The sequence below is a fragment of the Citrobacter sp. Cpo148 genome (assembly GCF_030332375.1).
Lineage (GTDB): Bacteria > Pseudomonadota > Gammaproteobacteria > Enterobacterales > Enterobacteriaceae > Citrobacter > Citrobacter portucalensis.
Genome location: NZ_JAOWHY010000048.1, coordinates 1 through 19,296 on the forward strand (window position 1 = coordinate 1; position 19,296 = coordinate 19,296).

The following is a 19,296-nucleotide window of genomic DNA, read 5'->3' on the forward strand; positions in this document are numbered from 1 at the left end:
CGTGCGTGATGCGGTGGTGTCGGTCGCACGGGCCGTCTGGGACTGGATATTCTTCTGATATCGCAATTTTCTCTGCGAATGATGAACTGGTTGTTAATGATGTGTTGATTGTGGACACGTCCTTTCCACTGCGTTTTATCATCAATTAAATCAGGCGAAGCATCATTATCTGTCAGACGAGCGCCTACAAGGCTGGACTGCTCATAAAAAATAGTTCCGATGTTGTCCATACCCTGTCCACTCCTTCCTTTAAAGTAATCATTATTAATTCATAGAGTTAACTTCTCAGGAGAAATCTTTCATGACGCTTCAGGAGCGGCGACATGACCGGCTTGCCGTCAGGTTGTCGTTGATTATCAGCCGCCTGGTGTCCGGTGAAACTCTGTTTATTCGCAAGCTGGCAACTGAATTCGGGGTGTCAGAGCGCACGTTACGTCGTGACTTTCGGGAACGTCTGATGTATCTCGACCTGGATTATTACCAGGGGCAGTGCAGTCTGCGCTCAGATATTCACAGTACGCGGCAGGAAATAGATATTCTGACCTTTGCTCACCGCACGGGGCTGGCCGGGGTTTTCCCGGGCTTTGACCGGCGACTGGTCAGCAGCCTGCTGGACTGTGATGATCGACCCTGTCTGGTATGGCATCAGGACAGACCTCATCCCCCGGCAGGAAAACTCTGCTTCTACAGGCTGGTCAGAGCTATTTCGGGATGTCAGCGCATCACCATTCTGACTGAAGGGGAGCGTCATGAGGCCGTTGCACCTTACCGGCTAATCGCCCTGGATGGTTACTGGTATCTGGTCGCTGAACATAACAGGCAATTACGTGTCTTCCGGCTGGATGAGATTCATCTGGTAAGGCCATCCCGGGAAACATTTATTCGCAGTGAGCTTCTCTATCAGCTGTCGGAAGATAAACATTTTATCTCTGCCTTACCTCATTTCCATTTTATTCAGCAGTCGCTGAATTCATTTTCTCCATCAGAAAGTCGGGGGCAATCCGGACACACTGATTAGAGATAGTCTCCATAATTGAATGTAAGGTTAATCTAATGAAAAAATTGAAATTATTTTCTTTACTGCCAGTCATGTTGTTCCCCCTGCTTATCGCAGGTAATTCTCACGCAGCACGTCCTTATAGCGGGTTCCTGCCTGCGGCAGTGAATAATAAGAGTGGGAATATATTCTGGTGTGATGCCCACCGACAGGTCAGAAAACTGTGTACAGCGACGGAAGTGGATTCAATGGGATGGTTTATTGTTGTTCGCTCGAAACCTTCCAGAGATTGTCCGGGTGGCATATGGGGGTGGATCACTCCCAGTAAAGATGATGTGGCAACAGGGTATACCATTACGCCAGGTAAAGAATTCAATCTGACCATGAAGGATATGTGCAGTCCCGATATGAACGTAACGTTCCGCCCGAATAAAAAGGACCCTCGTTATGACGATCTCGTCGGGATTTATGCCGGGAAAGAAGCGTTTCGCTACAAACAAATAAAATAACCCAACTATTTATTCATTTCTTTATTGTTTTGCACAACAAAAGCTTTATTACATGATTTTAGGACAACATTATGCGACTGCCTTACGTAATAGTTACATTAGCTATGCTGGCTTCTGTATCAACAGCACAGGCTATTCCCAATATGTGGACGAGTGGTTTTGGGATGGGCGTGACCGAATATATCATTACCAGCCCGGATAAGGTGGTGTTTAATCTGAACTGTACTGGCAATCCGGATGCGCAGAATATTCTGCAACACGGTGTTGATCTCACCCTGCCTGATGGGACATCAATAAGCTCTCATGACGACGGGACAGAAATAACGGTAGTCATGGATAGCAGCCAGTATCCGTTACCTTCATCCCTCGGCTGGCGAAATGGTGATAATGCCTGGGTGTCATTTATTGACGCGCTGGGTCAGTCGTCCAATTTCGATGTTTACGTCAACAATAATAAAGTTGGCTCCTTCAGTCCGGGGCTGAAGAATACGCAAAAAGAGCTGTCTGACCTCAGTGAATGCCGGACCACACACTACAGCGATTAGTTACTTACATTTCAGACCTCTCCACCCCACAACATACCAACACCAGATAGCAACAGGCCATGCTCCTTCGGGAACATGGCCTTTTTGTTTTTAATTCATTATCAGATAAGGAGTTAGCTATGCGATTAGCCAGCCGCTTTGGTCGTATAAACCAGATACGCCGTGACCGGCCTCTGACCCATGAAGAGCTGATGAGTCATGTACCCAGCGTGTTCGGGAGTGACAAGCATGAATCTCGTTCAGACCGTTATACCTACATCCCGACCATCACCATCCTCGAAAGCCTGCAGCGTGAAGGCTTTGAGCCGTTCTTTGCCTGCCAGACGAAGGTCCGTGACCTGAGCAAGCGGGAGCACACCAAACACATGCTTCGCCTGCGTCGTGCCAGTCAACTGACCGGGCATCAGGTACCGGAAATTATTTTGCTCAACAGCCATGACGGCTCCTCGAGCTACCAGATGCTGCCGGGGCTGTTTCGTGGCGTCTGTACCAACGGCCTGGTCTGCGGTCAGTCGTTCGGAGAAGTGCGGGTGCCGCATAAAGGTAATGTCGTCGAGAAGGTGATTGAAGGGGCTTACGAAGTGCTGGGGGTCTTTGACCGGGTGGAGGAGAAGCGCGATGCGATGCAGTCGCTGGCGCTGCCAGCCCCGGCCCGTCACGCACTGGCAAATGCTGCACTTAAGTATCGATTTGGAGAGGACCACCAGCCGGTCACGGTATCGCAGTTGCTGACTCCTCGTCGCCGGGAGGACTACAGCGATGACCTGTGGACCGTCTACCAGCGTGTCCAGGAGAACCTGATGAAAGGTGGTCTGTCAGGGCGTAGCCCACAGGGGAAAAGCAGCCGTACCCGTGCTGTTACCGGCATTGACGGCGATGTGAAGCTCAATCGCGCTCTGTGGGTGATGGCAGAAAATATGCTCGAGTTTTTCGGGTGTTAAACAACAGTTCCGGCATAAGGAGATAGTTAAATGGATACACAACACCCTCAATTCGCTCAACAGACAGCAATTACGGCCTCAGTGGTCCCTGACGAGCTACGCATCGACTTCTGGCCGCAGCACTTTGGCACCATCCCGCAGTGGATAACGCTTGAGCCCCGAATATTTGGCTGGATGGATCGTCTGCGCGCTGATTACAGCGGCGGCGTCTGGAGCTTTTACACACTCAGCAACGGCGGCGCATTTATGGCTCCGGAGCCCGACGGTGGTGATAAATGGCATCTGTTCAACAGCATGAACGGTAATGGTGCGGAAATGAGTGTGGAAGCCGCAGGTATCGCGGTCTGCCTGATTGAATACAGCCATCACGCCTGTCGCACCGAATGCGATGCCATGACGGAGCTCTATTACCGGCTGAGGGATTACGCCCTGCAGCACCCTGAATCCAGCGCCATTTTGCGCATTATTGATTAAGGATACTCATGATGGAACAGTCACTTATCCCACAGGCTACGGCACTTCCATTGGCCGCACAACGCACAGTAAAACGCGCCTTAACGCTGCTTGACCGACACCTGCGCGAAACAGGCGTGGCATTCACTTCCACTCAGGCAGCCCGTGACTGGCTGAAACTGAAAATGGCGGGACTGGAGCGCGAAGAGTTTATGGTGCTGTATCTGAACCAGCAGAACCGGTTGATTGCCCACGAAACCCTGTTTGCCGGTTCTATTAGCAGTACCGAGGTACATCCTCGTGAGGTAGTCAAACGCGCCCTGTATTTCAATGCAGCAGCAGTGATACTGGCGCATAACCACCCCTCGGGCGACATCGCCCCCAGCCAGGCAGATAAAGCCATCACGCAGCGTCTGGTGCAGGCGCTCCAGCTCGTTGATATCCGTGTGCCTGATCATCTTATCGTCGGTGGTACACAGACATTGTCGTTCGCTGAACACGGTCTGCTTTGAGGTATTACATGAAAATTATCAGTAAACACCGGGCAATGACGATATACCGCCAGCATCCTGAGTCCCGAATTTTTCGCTACTGCACCGGCAGATACCAGTGGCACGGCAATGTCTGCCATTACACCGGTCAGGAGGTACCTGACATTCCCGGCGTGCTGGCGGTATACGCCGAACGCCGCCAGGACCGCAGCGGACCGTATGCCTGCCTGATGAGTATTACCCTGAATTGACAATAAAAGAGGTTATCAATGAGTAACATCACATGGGGCCTTCAGCGGGATATCACGCCGCGCCTGGGAACACGTCTGGTGCAGGAGGGCAACCAGCTGCACTACCTGGCTGACCGGACCAGTATCACAGGTAAGTTCAGTGATGCCGAATGTCTTAAGCTGGATGTGGCATTTCCGCATTTTATCAGCCGGATGGAATCCATGCTGACCACGGGTGAAATGAATCCTCGCCATGCCCACTGCGTCACCCTGTACCACAACGGTTTTACTTGCGAAGCCGATACCCTTGGCAGTTGCGGCTATGTATACGTCGCTGTTTATTCCACTCAGCGCTAACAAATTTCACGAGAGCAAATATGAAAATTCTACCTGCTACAATTTCGCGGGCGGCGAAGCCCTGCCTGCCGCCCGTTGCAGTCTGGCAAATGCTTCTTACACGGCTACTGGAAAAACACTATGGCCTGACCCTGAACGATACGCCGTTCAGTGATGAAACCGTTATAAAGGAACATATTGATGCCGGTATCACTCTCGCTAATGCCATTAACTTTCTAGTGGAAAAGTACGAACTGGTTTGTATCGATCGCAGAGGGTTTAGCTGGCAAGAACAGACGCCATATCTCACGAATATTGATATCATGAGGGCCCGCCGCGATCTGGGTTTATTAAATCGTAATTAGTCTGATGCTACTGGTGTCGCTGCTTTCGAGTATGCCTGCCATTTGCTATCATCTCGCTTCCTGCTGATTCATCGACAAAGGTAATTACTTGAATTCAAAGCCTCTGTGCTTTGGGGGTATCTTTGGGGGTATAAGTTAAGATATAACTTGGAAATTCTATGTTTTTCAAGTCATTGATTGGTTTGTTCTAATCCCTTCGCCCGCTCCAAAATTCTCTCCCTGTAATTAATCCTTAAAAATGTTAGATAGCGACACCGGAATCCGGTGGTAGCGTGCCGTTACCTTCACCCAGATTACGTTGTAGCAATACCGTGTCGAGCCATAGCCCATGTTTGAAGCCAATGTTTTTCAGTGTGCCGATTTGCGTAAATCCGGCCTGCTGATGGACTTTTAACGATCCCTGATTATTGCTGTCGCCGACGATGGCAATCAGTTGCCGATAACCCTGTGCTTCAGCCCAGCCAATCACATGACGCAGTAAGGCTTTTCCTACACCCTGACGCTGAGCCGTTGGAGCAATATAAATCGAATCCTCAAGGGTATAGCGGTAGGCATAGCGCTCGCGGTAGCGGGTGAGGTAGCAATACCCGATGACCTTATCTTCCTGCAGAGCGACGACCCACGGCAGCCCGAGGCTGCGGATTTTTTCCAGACGAGCAAGCATCTCGTGTGCATCCGGCGGGTCGGTTTCAAAGCTGCCGGTACCGTGAAGAACATGATGTGCATAGATATCGCGTATGGCGGGGATGTGCTTTTCTTCTGCGTTAACGATTTTCATTGACCGGCTCCCATTGGCGTCTTTGCCCAGATTACCTGAAAGACTGAGGGGAAGGTAAGTGCAAAAAATTATGCTTCTATCAGTTGCTTGTAATGCAAATAGGCTTGCATATTGTAAGGGGAAATAATTGATTGTGGTTGATATTGTCAATAGTACGCAAGGTTGGTAAATATATTAACAGGTAGAGTAATACACAATTATTCACGCATGTATTTGATTGAGTTTCCAAATACCAATTATGGTAGGTTTCGAAAAATGATAAATAAAGTTGTTTGATTTCAACGCATTGTTACTGTATCTAATTCTTCTTGCGCCTGTACCCTTATTTTCATTTCATTGGCCCTGTTTGAGCCCTAAAAATTAAGTTATATTTTGTTGTTAGCAGAGAGCCTATTATCAGATTTTTCTCTATTCACCTCTCAAAATAGTTACCATGCAAACAGTTGCGCGGTGTAGCTATGCTAACCAGCAATAGTAAGCATCGTCACATGATGTCACCGGGCAAACTTTGTTTAAATCCAGAATTCAATCCCAAGAGTATTAGGATTATTTAGTCTAAAATACTTTTTTGCCTAAGACTTTTCTTATTGCGTAGCCACGAACTACATGGAGTGATAAAATTCCCGAGTTTATGCCTCCTGTCCAACGATTAGAGGACGCGGTGCGGGTAGTCAATAAGACGAAAGAATTAATTGCTTCATAACCCTATTACGAAATAAGCGGCAGTGCATCTTACATGGTCGGCAACTGTCATGGATTGACCGTAACTTATTGAAAACGCTTATTTTTACTCTGATGTAAGATATAAGGGCAGATATGTTCAGTATGCGTCGACATGCCAACTTCATTAAACGTTTTAAGTCTGTAAGCTGTTTATTTACGGCAAGCATTCTTTTCCCTATGCAAATCTCTGCTGCGGTATCAGATTATGATGCTTTGGTTATTGAAGCGCGGGGGGGGAATAGTGCGCCACTATTGCGCTACCTTGAGGATCAGGGAAAGAAAAGTGCGCTAACGCCAAATCAGGTTGCCGACTGGCTGCAAGTTTCTGGTTGGGTTGAGAACAACGATAAAACAACCATTCAAATCTGGCAGCGGTATCGTGGGCAGATGGATGTGCCTGCGCGCGGCAAAGTCGCCGCTGCACGTGCGTACCGTAACCAGAAAAACTGGAATGATTCATTGGCGGTGTGGGAAAGCGTTTTACAGGAAGAGCCTGATAACGTGGATGTACGCACCGGCTGGATAATGACGTTGGCGGATGCGCGCTACAACCAACAAGCCCTTACTGAAGCGAATAAATGGGCGCAGGCGCATCCGGGCGCAGACTCCGACGCACTGCTTGCCTACGTATATCATTCTCAGGGGAAAAACTGGGATGCACTGTTGGTTGCCAGCCAGGCGGATGATGTTGATCCAGGCAACAAAAATGCAAAATCCACGCTGCTATCTGCGCTGTCGGCGAACCGCGTTTCCGGACCCGCTTTAAATATGGCTGAGGTCGTTCCCACGGCTGATCCAGTGAAGCGCCGTCTTGAGCTTGATGCGGCGGCTGAAATGGTACGCTCCTCTTATACGTCCGCACGTAATGAAGAAGAACGTTTTATCGTGGCCGATAAAGCGCTGGCCCGTTATGACCAGTTGCTGGCGGCCTGGAAAGATGAGCCGTCTGCGCAGAATGATGTCCGTCGGGCGAGAATTGACCGTATGGGTGCCTTGTTGGTGCGTAAGCGTACTGCCGAAGTGATTGATGAGTATGAGTCCCTTTCTGCAAGCGGCGAAGTACCAAACTATGCAAAACGCTGGGTGGCATCAGCATGGTTAAGCGAACGTCAGCCGGAAAAAACCGAAGCGATGCTGGCGAGCATTTACTACCCGAATGGACCTATCCCGGTGACGCCACTCAGTCCTGAGGATCAACAAGATCTGTTCTACGCGCACATTGATAATGAAAACTTCGATGCTGCCAAAAAACAAGTCGATGATTTGATCAAAGAGAGTCCGTATCTGCGGCGTATCTATGGCTCGCCAACGCCGCAGCCTAACGATAACTGGCTGCTCGGACAGTCGCTACTGACGCAATATCATATCGCTGCCAATGAACTGCCAGAGGCAGAAAAGCTCGCAGAGCATCTGGCACGAACAGGCTCTGGTAACCAGGGATTGCGCATATCTTATGCCTCTGTGCTTGAAGCGCGTGGATTGCCGCATGCGGCGGAGAAAGAGCTTAAGCTGGCGGAAGTCATTGAGCCAAGCAACCTGGAGCTGGAACGTCAGCAGGCTTACGTTGCACTGGATCTTCAGGAGTGGAAACAGGCAGATGAACTGACGGATGACGTTATTGCCCGTAGCCCGGATGATGAAGCGACGCTGCGCCTCGCGCGTATTCGTGATGTCCACAAAATGTCGGAAGTGCGTATTAGCGGAACGCAGGGGATCTCGTCCGATAGCCCGGTCAGCGGTAAGAATGACTTCAACATCAACACGGCTATTTACAGTCCGCCGATTAATGACAACTGGCGACTGTTTACCGGATTCAACTTTGCTACTGGTGAATTTGAGGAAGGGAAGGGCATCAGCCGCGATCTGGCGGCGGGTGCAGAATGGACTTCCCGCGATTACTGGGCGGAAATGGAAGTGTCTGGCCGAAATTATGGCGATGGTCAGAAGATTGGCGGGCGTCTATCCGGCTGGCATGACTTTAATGACAACTGGCGCGTTGGTGGCTCGGCCGAGCGCCTCTCTCGCAATACCCCGTTGCGCGCGCTGCGTAGTGGCGTGTATGCCAACGGCGGCGATATGTTTGTTCGCTGGTATCAAAACGAACGACGTGAATATCAACTGTCGTTTGCCGCATCACATTTCTCGGACGGTAACGATCGCATCGAATACGGACTCAGCGGAAAAGAGCGCATGTGGACCACGCCGCGCTTCACGCTGGACTTTACACCGGGTATCGGCGGGAGCACCAACACCAAAGAAAATGTTCCGTATTACAACCCGAAGAGTGATTTTTCGGTTGTCCCTGGCTTGAGCGCAGAGCAGGTTCTTTACCGCCACTATGATACCGTCTGGACGCAGCAAGGTCTGGCTGGCGTAGGTGGCTACTGGCAGCAAGGTGAAGATGCAGGCGCTATCGTCCAGGTGGGATACGGCCAACGGCTTAAATGGAACAACGTCGTAGACGGCGGGGTGATGCTGATTTGGGATAAACGCCCCTATGACGGTAAACGTGAGCGGAATATCTCCCTCGCTTTCGATTTAAATGTCAGGTTTTAAGGATTGTTCATGCTGAAAAGATGCCTGTGGCTTAGCGCATTAATCGCTGGCTGGTTGATGATTACCGCGTGCAGCAGCGCGCACAATACAACGCCTCGCTATGTTCCTCCCGCAGAGAGAACACCGCTGACGGCGGATCATCCGTGGCCGAAAAATAGCTTTCTGGTGCTCGGCTACCATGATGTGGAGGATGGTGCAGCCGACCAGCGCTACCTCTCTGTGCGTACCAGCGCGTTGAGCGACCAAATGGCCTGGCTGCGTGATAATGGCTATCAGCCGATCAGCGTGCAGCAAATTCTGGACGCCCATGACGGTAAAATTGTACTGCCGGAAAAAGCGGTATTACTCACTTTTGACGATGGATATAGCAGTTTTTATACCCGCGTCTGGCCGCTACTGAAAGCCTACAACTGGCCTGCGCTCTGGGCGCCAGTAGGCAGTTGGGTTGATGCGCCAGCCAACAAAAAAGTCGATTTTGGTGGCTTAATGACCGCGCGAGACAAATTCGCCACCTGGAAAATGGTCGAAGAAATGGGCAAGTCGCCGTTGGTGGAAGTCGGTGCGCACACCTGGAACTCGCACTTTGGCGCTGAGGCCAACCCGCAGGGGAGTAAAGAGCCCGCTGTGGCGAACCGCCTGTATGATAAGAAAACCGGCACTTACGAAACGGACGAACAGTACACGCGACGTATAAACACGGATATCTCTCTGATCACTAACAAGATCAAAGCGGTGACCGGCAAATCGCCGCGCGCGTGGGTATGGCCTTACGGCGCAGCCAACGGTACAACGTTAAACCTGGCCAAAGAGCATGGCTATAAGATGGCCTTTACGCTTAATGAAGGGTTGGCGAATGCCGCGTTTCTCGATGATATTCCGCGCGTGCTGATTTCTGATAACCCATCCCTTAAGCGCTTTGCCAGTCAGGTCGCTCAGGTCCGTGAACCACAGACGATGCGCGTGATGCATGTCGATCTGGATTACGTGTATGACAAAGACCCTGCTCAGCAGAAGCGAAATATCGATAAGCTGATCCAGCGCGTTTATGACATGCGTATTTCTCATGTCTTCCTGCAGGCGTACGCCGATCCGCAGGGCGACGGGAATATTCGCGAACTCTATTTCCCTAACCGTTGGCTGCCGATGCGTGCCGATCTGTTTAACTATATCTCCTGGCAGTTACAAACGCGGGCCGGGGTGACGGTGTATGCCTGGATGCCGGTTCTGGCTTTCGATCTCGACGCGTCCATTCCACGCGTAACCGCATGGGATCCGAAAACGGGACGCACTGCTATCAATCATGAGAACTATGTTCGTCTCTCGCCCTGGGACAGCGAAGCGCGCAAACGCATCACTGAAATCTATGAAGACCTGGCGAAGCACGCCAGCTTCAAAGGTATTTTGTTTCATGACGATGCTTTCCTGACGGATTTTGAAGATGCGTCACCGGAGGCGTTAGCCGCCTACCGTGCCGCAGGGCTTCCGGGCAGTATCGAGCAAATACGTAATAATCCTCAGGCGTTCGAGCGCTGGACTCGCCTGAAAAGTAAGATGCTTATTGACTTCACCAAACAACTGACCCGGACGGTGCGTAATATTCGCGGTCCACAGGTGCAAACTGCGCGCAATATTTACGCCATGCCGGTACTGGAGCCTGAAAGTGAAGCCTGGTTTGCACAAAACCTGAATGATTTCCTCAATACCTATGACTGGACGGCGCCGATGGCGATGCCATTCATGGAACAGATCCCGGCCAATGATGCCAACGCATGGCTTGACCGACTGGTGAATGCCGTTGCACAAACCCCTGGGGCGCTGGATAAAACCGTGTTTGAACTGCAGGCACGAGACTGGCGTAAATCCGGGGATCAGGCTGAAATCAGCGGAAAACAAATAGCCGAATGGATGCGCCAGCTGAAATTAAGCGGTGCAGGTAACTACGGCTATTACCCGGATGATTTCATCAGCGACAAACCTGAGATGTCAGAGATTCGCTCGACGTTCTCCTCATACTGGTATCCGCAAAAATGACCGATCGCATTATTGCTTTCCTGATACTTTGCCTGATGTTCAGCCTGCCGTTTGGTGTGGCTGTCATCTTTACAGGTGAAGTGATGTTGAACTTCGTCTTCTTCTGGCCTTTGTTCATGTCTGCTTTGTGGATAAGCGGCGGGGTCTATTTCTGGTTTTACCGTGAACGTCACTGGAAATGGGGAGATGACACGCCACCACCGACCCTGCCGGGGAATCCGCTGGTGTCCATTCTGATCCCCTGTTTTAACGAAGGGATCAACGCGCGTGAAACCATTGAGGCAGCACTGGCACAGCGATATAAGAATATCGAAGTGATCGCCATCAACGATGGTTCGACGGATGACACTCACGACGTGCTGGAACAACTGGCAGTGGAATACCCCAGCCTGCGGGTGATTCATCTGGCTGAAAACCAGGGTAAAGCGCTGGCGCTCAAGACCGGTGCAGCCGCTGCGCGCAGTGATTACCTGGTGTGCATTGATGGCGATGCGTTACTGGATCGTGATGCCGTTGCCTATATTGTGGCTCCTCTGATCCAGTTCCCGCGCGTTGGTGCAGTGACGGGGAACCCGCGTATTCGAACCCGCTCTACGTTAATCGGTCGTGTGCAGGTCGGTGAGTTCTCTTCCATTATCGGCTTAATTAAGCGTACTCAGCGAGTCTATGGGCAGATCTTTACCGTTTCCGGCGTAGTTGCGGCGTTTCGTCGTCGCGCGTTGGCCGAGGTCGGTTACTGGAGCCCGGACATGATCACCGAAGATATCGATATCAGCTGGAAGCTGCAATTGCGCCACTGGTCGGTATTCTTTGAGCCGCGCGCGCTGTGCTGGATCCTGATGCCTGAAACGTTAAAAGGGCTATGGAAGCAGCGTTTGCGCTGGGCGCAGGGTGGTGCAGAGGTGTTTATCGTTAACATGCGTCGTCTGTGGTCGTGGGAGTTCCGTCGCATGTGGCCGCTGTTTCTTGAGTTCTGTTTTTCTACCGCCTGGTCTTTTGCCTATGCGATCAGTATCGTGCTGTTCCTGTTAGGACTGATGATCCCGATGCCGGACTCGCTGTATGTACAGCATCTTTTCCCGCCAGCCTTTACCGGGCTTATCCTCGGCGTGGTGTGCTTGCTGCAGTTTGCGGTGAGCCTGATGATTGAACGACGCTATGAAAAAGGCATTGGCGCCTCGTTGTTCTGGATTATCTGGTTCCCGGTGGTGTACTGGATGCTAAGCCTGTTCACCACGCTGGTGGCGTTCCCGAAAGTGATGCTCAAACGCAAACGTGGCAGAGCGCGTTGGGTTAGTCCTGACCGCGGTATTGGGAGGATTGAATCATGAACCAGCCACTGATCTTCACGGAGCGGCGTTTGCTGCCGCGCATCATCGATGTGTTGTTGACGGCCATCGCATGGGTTGGATTTATCTATTTGATCTATAAAGGGCTGATCACAGCCCTGGCGCATTCACCGTATATGGGTGTGCGACCCTTTTTCACCACGCTGGATACGGTCACGTTTTATATCCTTGTCGCCCTGGTCAACGGCCTGGTGCTGATTGGCTGGGCGAAGTACAACCAGTTTCGTTTTCGGGTCGAACGCCGCAGTCGCAGACCCGGGCTTGAAGACCATGAGCTGGCAGAAAGTTTGCGTATTACCCGGGAGCTGGTTACGGAACTGAACAAGGCGAGGGTGCTGACGGTCCACCATCATGAGAATGGCGAAATCAGTCATATCGATGTGGACAGGGATATTGCCGATAACCGCCTCCCGCCGCCGACGCCTGCGATGCTGGAGTATTTGCCGCCAGAGCCGCAGCCGTCGATACAGAAAAAGCCTGAATGATATTTCTGCTTTCAGCCGCTTCCTTCAGCCTCGCATAGGTCTATGATTAGACCCAGACAATAAAAAAATGCGAGGCAATGTCGTGGATAAGGAACTACTGGATGCAGGTTACCGGGCCTATACCGGCGAGAAGATTGACGTCTACTTCAACACGGCGATGTGTCAGCATTCGGGCAATTGCGTGCGGGGAAGCGCGAAGCTGTTTAACCTGAAACGTAAACCGTGGATTATTCCGGATGAAGTGGACGTTGCCACGGTCATCAAGGTCATCGATACCTGTCCGAGCGGTGCGCTGAAATATCGCCAAAAATGAGTGAGGGAAGCATGGAAATTCTTGCAGGCCATAACAAGTTTTATGTCAATGATGCAGAGGGCAACCAGGTTGCCGAGATTGTTTTCGTGCCGACGGGCGAGCATCTGAGCATCATTGAACATACCGATGTTGATCCTAGCCTGAAAGGTCAGGGCGTCGGCAAACAGCTGGTGGCGAAAGTGGTAGAGAAGATGCGCGCTGAAAACCGCAAAGTGATTCCGCTGTGCCCGTTTGCCAAACATGAATTTGATAAAACCCGCGAGTACGACGATATCCGCGCCTGATTATCTTATATGCACTGGAAGGTATAACAGCCATCCGGTGCATCACGCCCGATGCAGTAAATCCTGATAAATCCCCGTCAGTATCCCTTGTGGGCCAAACTCTTTTTTAATCCACTGAGTGACACGACCGGTTGCCGAATGCTGGGTTGCCAAAAGCATTCGTGAATCCTGACGTGGGTTGTGGATCTGCCGTGTCACCAGCAACGACTTTTCCATCGCCTCGCGCACCATATAGTCTGGCAGAAAACCAATGCCCTCTCCCAGGATCTGGCACTGGCACTTGGTATTAAAATCGGGAACCAGAATCGACTCTTGACCGTGTAACAGCCAACCGACTTTTTTGTTGATGGTGTGTGCGGTGTCTTCCACCATGATGTTCGGGTACAGGCGCAGTTGGCTCTCAGAGATGGGTTCAGGCATAAACGCCAGCGGATGATCCGGGGCAATCGCGAACGACCAACGGATCGCGCCGATCTCGGTGTAATCAATTCCGCCGCCGTCCAGTAATGTATCGGGCGCGCCAATCGCGATATTGGCCAGGTTATTGATGATCGAATCCCAGACGCCGTTATACACCTCTGTAGTGACGGTTATCTGGCAGGTTGGAAACTGTTTCTTGAGTACCTGCAACAGCCTCGCCGTATGTTGAGGGGTATACAACAGCTGGTTAATGCAGATGCGCACCCGAGCCTCAATTCCCTGAGCGATGGTATCAATGCTGCGCTTGATGGCGTGGAAATCGTTGAGCAGGTCGGTCGCCTTGCGAAACAGGTAACGCCCGGACTCGGTCAGCTCAATGCTGCGAGTACTGCGGGTAAACAGCACCACGTCGAGACCCATTTCCATGCGCTTAATGGTGTAACTAATTGCCGATGTGGTTAAGCCAAGCTCCTCCGCCGCCTTGCTGAAACTGCTATAGCGGGCAGCCATCGTAAATGCCAGTAGGTTTTCCTCGGTAAATATTGAATTCATCTTTCTCCCCTCCGGCGACAATGCGCATCCGCAACACGATGATTGTTGAATGTATTTGTAATCCTTATACAGAGCAATCAGTTTTGAACAGAATTTAACACTAGTTTTACATTTGATTTGAAGGCAATCACACTTCTGTATTTTAATTGCAGGCCGCTATCCGTGCAGCATACCGCCTGATTTTCCGGACTACTGATTAGTGGCTAAAAGGGCCCCAGCCATAAGGGAAAGATTGCACTACAGCACGTTTTGTTCTCATTGTTAAAATTGATTCAATAATCGATGCGCTAACGATGAATGAAATTTAAGCGGATGTTATTCTCTGCACTCTGTTGCTATTCTCAGGTTATCGGATATTTAAAAAGTCTAAAAAACTGCAGGAGAGCGATTATGTCAGAGAAAGAACTCATTACTGAATTTCTGCTGGCGGCAGAGCAGGGCAATGCCGATGGATTAAAATCCTGTCTGGCAAAAAATGTGGATATTAACGCCACCAACCGCCAGGGGCGTACTGCCATTATTATTGCCAGCCTGAATAAACATTATGACTGTGTTTCTTTATTGATTGCTGCGGGTGCCGATATTAATAAACAAGATCAAACTTGTTTTAATCCCTTCCTGATTAGCTGCCTGACTAATGATTTAACGCTGTTGCGTACGGTATTACCGGCTGACCCCGACCTCAATTGCCTGAGCCGTTTTGGCGGCGTTGGTATTACACCTGCCAGCGAAAAAGGTCATGTCGAGATCGTGCGCGAACTACTGCTGCGTACCGATATCAATGTCAACCATACTAATTTTGTTGGCTGGACGCCGCTCCTGGAAGCCATCGTGCTAAATGACGGCGGTGCGAAGCAGCAGGAGATCGTTAAGCTGCTGCTCGACCATGGCGCAAACCCGCACATGACGGATAAATACGGTAAAACCCCGCTGGAACTGGCGCGAGAGAAAGGGTACCACGAAATTGCCGAGCTGCTGATTGCGGCCGGAGCCTGACACAGGAGCGCCATTATCGCTACGCCATCACGGCGATGCGTACGGGCGCTAACCGCAGACAGCGCGTTTCTCACTTTCCGGGGAACAGGACGGGTTGAACAGGTTTTTTCCCACGCGGTAAACCTGTTGATACCCGAACAGCAGCGGCTGCTGACGTTACTGAGTGAAGATTGTGATAACGCACCTAACAGCTGTCGGTTGGCGCTGACGCATTGTGAAGACCTGTTTCACCCTGGTGAGCGGGTCAATTTTAGCGGGTCGGGAATAGTTGTTGGCAATAATAAATGGATAGAAACCGCCGGTTGCCAGCTGTGGCGAATACCACGGTGGACATCTGATGCAGCAAGCCTTGCCGCAGTCGGCTGGCAGCACTGGGAAGAGGTTATCCGCCAACAGCTAAGAAGCGACGACACATTATTTCTGTACCGGGGTGACAATCCGTTTTATCAGGAAATCACCCGTCAATTACTCAACCGCCGACAAACATTACTGACGGCGTTGCGTACAGGAGAAAATATTACTACGGCGGTCAGCCATTTAATTGGTTTGGGGATAGGGCTGACGCCCTCATCGGATGATTATTTAGTAGGCTTAAGCACCATTTTATTTATTCCCGGACATCCGCTGAGGAAATATAGAGATGATTTTTTAGCGGCATTGCAACGTGCAGGAAATAATACAACGCTACTTAGCAAAATAACGCTAGAGGAAGCATTTAATCAGCGTTATCGGGAAAGCATCGGACGGCTGCTGAACCAATTTATTACTGAGCAACAACTCGTTTCTACGCAATATATTACTGACATTAAAAATATCGGTTCAAGTTCTGGCTGCGACATGCTGTATGGCATGGCGGATGCCTGCGCCCTGAGCCACAGGTCCGGAGGGAATTATGTCGATCAGGATAGTTGTTAAAAAGAACACGTATTTTGATTCTGTCTCACTGATGTCTATCTCCACGCGCGCAAATAAGCTCGATGGCGTTGAGCAGGCGTTTGTGGCTATGGCGACAGAGATGAATAAGGGCGTGCTGAAGAATCTCGGCCTGCTGACGCCTGAGCTGGAAGAGGCGAAAAGTGGCGATCTGATGATTGTCATTAAAGGCGCCAGCGAGGCGGCGAATGACCAAACGCTGATGGCGATTGACGATCTGTTTACGCATAAAGAGCAGGGTGGCCAGCATGAAGCGCGCTATGCCACGCTTGCCAGCGCGAAGAAGCATGTTCCTGAGAGCAATCTGGCGGTGATCTCGGTCAATGGCCTGTTTGCCGCGCGTGAAGCGCGCCAGGCGCTGCAAAATAACCTCAATGTGATGCTGTTCTCTGACAACGTCTCTCTTGAGGACGAGCTGGCGCTTAAGCAGCTGGCGCATGAAAAAGGACTGTTGATGATGGGGCCAGATTGCGGAACCGCCATCATTAACGGCGCGGCGCTGTGTTTTGGCAACGCGGTGCGTCGCGGCAACATCGGAATTATTGGTGCCTCCGGTACCGGCAGCCAGGAGCTGAGCGTACGCATTCACGAATTTGGCGGCGGAATTTCCCAGTTGATTGGCACAGGTGGACGCGATCTTAGCGAAAAGATTGGCGGCCTGATGATGCTTGACGCGATTGGCATGCTGGAGGCCGATCCGCAAACTGAGATCATCGCACTTATCTCCAAACCGCCTGCGCCAGCGGTGGCGCGCAAGGTGCTGGAACGTGCGCGCGCCTGTCATAAGCCCGTGGTGGTGTGTTTCCTCGGACGTGAAGCCGCGCCTGCGGATGAAAAAGGCCTGCAGTTTGCCCGCGGTACTAAAGAGGCGGCGTTGAAAGCGGTACTGCTGACCGGCGTGAAAAAAGAGAGTCTGGATCTGCATCCGCTCAACTGGCCGCTGATTGAAGAGGTTCGCGCCCGTCTGACCCCGCAACAAAAGTACATCCGTGGCTTGTTCTGTGGCGGCACGTTGTGCGATGAGGCGATGTTTGCTGCCATGGAAAAACATGCCGAAGTTTACAGCAACATTCATCCAGATCCGGCATTCCGCCTGAAAGATCTCAACCGCAGCGTGGCGCATACCTTCCTCGATTTCGGTGATGACGATTTTACCAATGGCAAACCGCACCCGATGATCGATCCCACCAACCGCATTAGTCGTCTGTTACAGGAAGCGCGCGATCCTGAAGTTGGCGTGATCGTGATGGACTTCGTCCTTGGATTTGGATCGCATGAAGATCCGGTTGGCGTGATGCTCGATGCGATCGTTGAAGCCAAAGCGATCGCCGCCGCAGACGGTCGTCCGCTTGAGATCCTCGGCTATGTGCTGGGAACCGATCTTGATACGCCGTCGCTGGAAAAACAGTGTCAGATGCTGACCAACGCCGGGGTTATCTGGGCGAGCAGTAGCACCAACACCGGATTGCTGGCGCGTGAATTTATCTGTAAAGGGGAGGAAGCCTGATGAGCCAGACACTGTTTAACCAGCCGCTGAACGTGATTAACGTTGGTATCGCAATGTTCAGCGATGACCTGAAAAAGCAGAACGTACCGGTGACCCAGCTCGACTGGACGCCGCCGGGGCAGGGCAACATGCAGGTCGTGGCTGCGCTGGACGACATTGCCGATTCGCCGCTGGCAGACAAAATCGCGGCCGCTAACCAGCAGGCGCTGGAACGCATTATCCAGTCGCATCCGGTGCTGATTGGCTATGACCAGGCGATCAACGTCGTGCCGGGCATGACCCGTAACACCATCCTGCACGCCGGGCCGCCAATCCGCTGGGAAAAAATGTGCGGCGCAATGAAGGGGGCGGTAACCGGGGCGCTGGTCTTTGAAGGGCTGGCGAAAGATCTGGATGAAGCCGCCGAACTGGCCGCCTCGGGTGAAATCATCTTCTCTCCGTGCCACGAGCATGACTGTGTCGGCTCGATGGCGGGCGTGACGTCGGCATCGATGTTTATGCACATCGTCGAGAACAAAACCTATGGCAACCGCGCATATACCAATATGAGCGAGCAGATGGCGAAGATCCTGCGTATGGGCGCGAACGATCAGAGCGTTATCGATCGTTTGAACTGGATGCGCGATGTGCTGGGACCGATGCTGCGCGATGCTATGAAGCTGGCGGGCGAAATCGATCTGCGTCTGATGCTGGCGCAGGCATTGCACATGGGTGATGAGTGCCATAACCGCAACAACGCCGGGACGGCGCTGCTGATTCAGGCGCTGACGCCGTGGATTATTCAGACCGGCTATCCGGTTGAGCAGCAACGTGAGGTGTTCGAGTTCGTCCTTAGTAGTGATTACTTCTCCGGACCGACCTGGATGGCGATGTGTAAAGCCGCAATGGACGCTGCACACGGTATTGAATACAGCACCGTGGTGACGACGATGGCGCGCAACGGCGTTGAGTTCGGTCTGCGCATTAGCGGCTTACCGGGCCAGTGGTTTACCGGTCCGGCGCAGCAGGTGATTGGGCCGATGTTTGCGGGCTACAAGCCGGAAGATTCCGGACGTGATATCGGCGATAGCGCGATAACAGAAACCTACGGCATTGGCGGTTTCGCGATGGCGACGGCACCGGCCATCGTGGCGCTGGTGGGCGGTACGGTCGAAGAGGCCGTTGATTTCTCTCGCCAGATGCGAGAAATCACTCTCGGCGAAAACCCCAACGTCACCATTCCACTGCTTGGTTTTATGGGCGTACCGACCGCTATCGATATTACGCGTGTAGGCAGCACCGGCATTCTGCCGGTGATCAACACCGCTATTGCGCACAAAGACGCGGGGATCGGCATGATCGGCGCCGGAATAGTTCACCCGCCGTTCGCCTGTTTTGAAAAGGCGATCCTCAACTGGCGCGACCGCTACTGCCAATAACAATAACCGGGGCTAACGCGGTTAGCCCCACAGTAGCGAAGCGAAAAACGTTGCTTACCTGCAGGGCTGGGCGATCTCCGCGAT

Annotated in this window: 22 protein-coding genes; 19 read left to right on the forward strand and 3 right to left on the reverse strand. The window is 51.8% G+C overall.

The window, feature by feature from the left end; genetic code table 11:
- On the reverse strand, positions 1 to 230 hold a 230-nt coding region (locus tag OGY10_RS18675), incomplete at its 3' end, for a hypothetical protein (protein ID WP_286576339.1).
- Between the two features lie 71 nt (positions 231 to 301).
- Here OGY10_RS18675 and OGY10_RS18680 point away from each other — a divergent pair.
- The 9 genes from OGY10_RS18680 to OGY10_RS18720 all read left to right on the forward strand — a co-directional run bounded on the left by OGY10_RS18680 (position 302) and on the right by OGY10_RS18720 (position 4,867).
- Positions 302 to 1,018 (forward strand): helix-turn-helix transcriptional regulator, encoded by a 717-nt coding sequence (locus OGY10_RS18680; RefSeq protein WP_072420580.1) that lies wholly within the window; start codon positions 302 to 304, stop codon positions 1,016 to 1,018.
- 35 nt (positions 1,019 to 1,053) lie between these two features.
- On the forward strand, positions 1,054 to 1,506 hold the full coding sequence (locus OGY10_RS18685) for a hypothetical protein (protein WP_072420579.1): 453 nt from the start codon (positions 1,054 to 1,056) through the stop codon (positions 1,504 to 1,506).
- A 71-nt stretch (positions 1,507 to 1,577) separates the two neighbouring features.
- Entirely contained in the window at positions 1,578 to 2,051 is a 474-nt protein-coding gene (locus OGY10_RS18690) for a YfjT/YkfB family phage-associated protein (protein WP_096002207.1), read from the forward strand.
- 119 nt (positions 2,052 to 2,170) lie between these two features.
- On the forward strand, positions 2,171 to 2,992 hold the full coding sequence (locus OGY10_RS18695) for a DUF932 domain-containing protein (protein ID WP_072420577.1): 822 nt from the start codon (positions 2,171 to 2,173) through the stop codon (positions 2,990 to 2,992).
- 30 nt (positions 2,993 to 3,022) lie between these two features.
- Positions 3,023 to 3,466 (forward strand): antirestriction protein, encoded by a 444-nt coding sequence (locus tag OGY10_RS18700; RefSeq protein WP_072420576.1) that lies wholly within the window; start codon positions 3,023 to 3,025, stop codon positions 3,464 to 3,466.
- 8 nt (positions 3,467 to 3,474) lie between these two features.
- The gene (locus OGY10_RS18705) at positions 3,475 to 3,957 is read left to right on the forward strand and encodes a JAB domain-containing protein (protein ID WP_072420575.1); all 483 of its coding nucleotides are present in this window, start codon (positions 3,475 to 3,477) and stop codon (positions 3,955 to 3,957) included.
- An 8-nt stretch (positions 3,958 to 3,965) separates the two neighbouring features.
- Complete coding sequence (locus OGY10_RS18710; protein ID WP_072420574.1) at positions 3,966 to 4,187, forward strand: DUF987 domain-containing protein; 222 nt, start codon at positions 3,966 to 3,968, stop codon at positions 4,185 to 4,187.
- Positions 4,188 to 4,205: 18 nt separating this feature from the next.
- Entirely contained in the window at positions 4,206 to 4,523 is a 318-nt protein-coding gene (locus tag OGY10_RS18715; RefSeq protein ID WP_072420573.1) for a type IV toxin-antitoxin system YeeU family antitoxin, read from the forward strand.
- A gap of 20 nt (positions 4,524 to 4,543) precedes the next feature.
- A complete protein-coding gene (locus OGY10_RS18720; protein ID WP_286577182.1) occupies positions 4,544 to 4,867 on the forward strand; it encodes a TA system toxin CbtA family protein in 324 nt (107 codons plus the stop codon).
- 241 nt (positions 4,868 to 5,108) lie between these two features.
- On the opposite strand, the gene OGY10_RS18725 is transcribed toward OGY10_RS18720, so the two are convergent.
- The gene (locus tag OGY10_RS18725; RefSeq protein ID WP_032944886.1) at positions 5,109 to 5,645 is read right to left on the reverse strand and encodes a GNAT family N-acetyltransferase; all 537 of its coding nucleotides are present in this window, start codon (positions 5,643 to 5,645) and stop codon (positions 5,109 to 5,111) included.
- 816 nt (positions 5,646 to 6,461) lie between these two features.
- Between OGY10_RS18725 and pgaA the strand changes: the two genes are divergently transcribed.
- The 6 genes from pgaA (at position 6,462) to OGY10_RS18755 (ending at position 13,386) form a co-directional block, all read left to right on the forward strand.
- Positions 6,462 to 8,924, forward strand: coding sequence for a poly-beta-1,6 N-acetyl-D-glucosamine export porin PgaA (gene pgaA / locus OGY10_RS18730; RefSeq protein ID WP_057067439.1), 2,463 nt, complete (start codon positions 6,462 to 6,464; stop codon positions 8,922 to 8,924).
- 9 nt (positions 8,925 to 8,933) lie between these two features.
- The gene (gene pgaB / locus OGY10_RS18735; protein WP_048215612.1) at positions 8,934 to 10,955 is read left to right on the forward strand and encodes a poly-beta-1,6-N-acetyl-D-glucosamine N-deacetylase PgaB; all 2,022 of its coding nucleotides are present in this window, start codon (positions 8,934 to 8,936) and stop codon (positions 10,953 to 10,955) included.
- Positions 10,952 to 12,286, forward strand: coding sequence for a poly-beta-1,6-N-acetyl-D-glucosamine synthase (gene pgaC / locus OGY10_RS18740; RefSeq protein WP_003033859.1), 1,335 nt, complete (start codon positions 10,952 to 10,954; stop codon positions 12,284 to 12,286). The genes pgaB and pgaC overlap by 4 nt, the downstream gene beginning before the upstream one ends.
- Complete coding sequence (gene pgaD / locus OGY10_RS18745) at positions 12,283 to 12,789, forward strand: poly-beta-1,6-N-acetyl-D-glucosamine biosynthesis protein PgaD (RefSeq protein ID WP_003825542.1); 507 nt, start codon at positions 12,283 to 12,285, stop codon at positions 12,787 to 12,789. Before pgaC ends, pgaD begins: the two co-directional genes overlap by 4 nt.
- 82 nt (positions 12,790 to 12,871) lie before the next feature.
- Positions 12,872 to 13,102, forward strand: a complete 231-nt coding sequence (yjdI, locus tag OGY10_RS18750) for a 4Fe-4S mono-cluster protein YjdI (protein ID WP_003825544.1) — start codon at positions 12,872 to 12,874, stop codon at positions 13,100 to 13,102.
- Positions 13,103 to 13,113: 11 nt separating this feature from the next.
- Positions 13,114 to 13,386 (forward strand): GNAT family N-acetyltransferase, encoded by a 273-nt coding sequence (locus OGY10_RS18755; protein ID WP_003033869.1) that lies wholly within the window; start codon positions 13,114 to 13,116, stop codon positions 13,384 to 13,386.
- A gap of 42 nt (positions 13,387 to 13,428) precedes the next feature.
- Here the strand turns inward: OGY10_RS18755 and OGY10_RS18760 are convergent, their stop codons facing one another.
- Positions 13,429 to 14,358 (reverse strand): LysR substrate-binding domain-containing protein, encoded by a 930-nt coding sequence (locus OGY10_RS18760; protein WP_003825551.1) that lies wholly within the window; start codon positions 14,356 to 14,358, stop codon positions 13,429 to 13,431.
- Positions 14,359 to 14,748: 390 nt separating this feature from the next.
- On the opposite strand from OGY10_RS18760, the gene OGY10_RS18765 reads away from it, so the two are divergent.
- The 4 genes from OGY10_RS18765 to OGY10_RS18780 are packed head-to-tail and all read left to right on the forward strand — an operon-like array spanning position 14,749 to position 19,212.
- Complete coding sequence (locus OGY10_RS18765; protein WP_008785731.1) at positions 14,749 to 15,354, forward strand: ankyrin repeat domain-containing protein; 606 nt, start codon at positions 14,749 to 14,751, stop codon at positions 15,352 to 15,354.
- 15 nt (positions 15,355 to 15,369) lie between these two features.
- Positions 15,370 to 16,269 carry an oxamate carbamoyltransferase subunit AllH family protein gene (locus OGY10_RS18770; protein WP_502873683.1) on the forward strand — a complete coding sequence of 300 codons (900 nt, stop codon included), beginning with the start codon at positions 15,370 to 15,372 and terminating at the stop codon, positions 16,267 to 16,269.
- Positions 16,247 to 17,794, forward strand: coding sequence for an acyl-CoA synthetase FdrA (fdrA, locus tag OGY10_RS18775; protein WP_191226824.1), 1,548 nt, complete (start codon positions 16,247 to 16,249; stop codon positions 17,792 to 17,794). The genes OGY10_RS18770 and fdrA overlap by 23 nt, the downstream gene beginning before the upstream one ends.
- A complete protein-coding gene (locus tag OGY10_RS18780; protein ID WP_008785728.1) occupies positions 17,794 to 19,212 on the forward strand; it encodes a YlbE family protein in 1,419 nt (472 codons plus the stop codon). The genes fdrA and OGY10_RS18780 overlap by 1 nt, the downstream gene beginning before the upstream one ends.
- Positions 19,213 to 19,296: the final 84 nt, after the last annotated feature.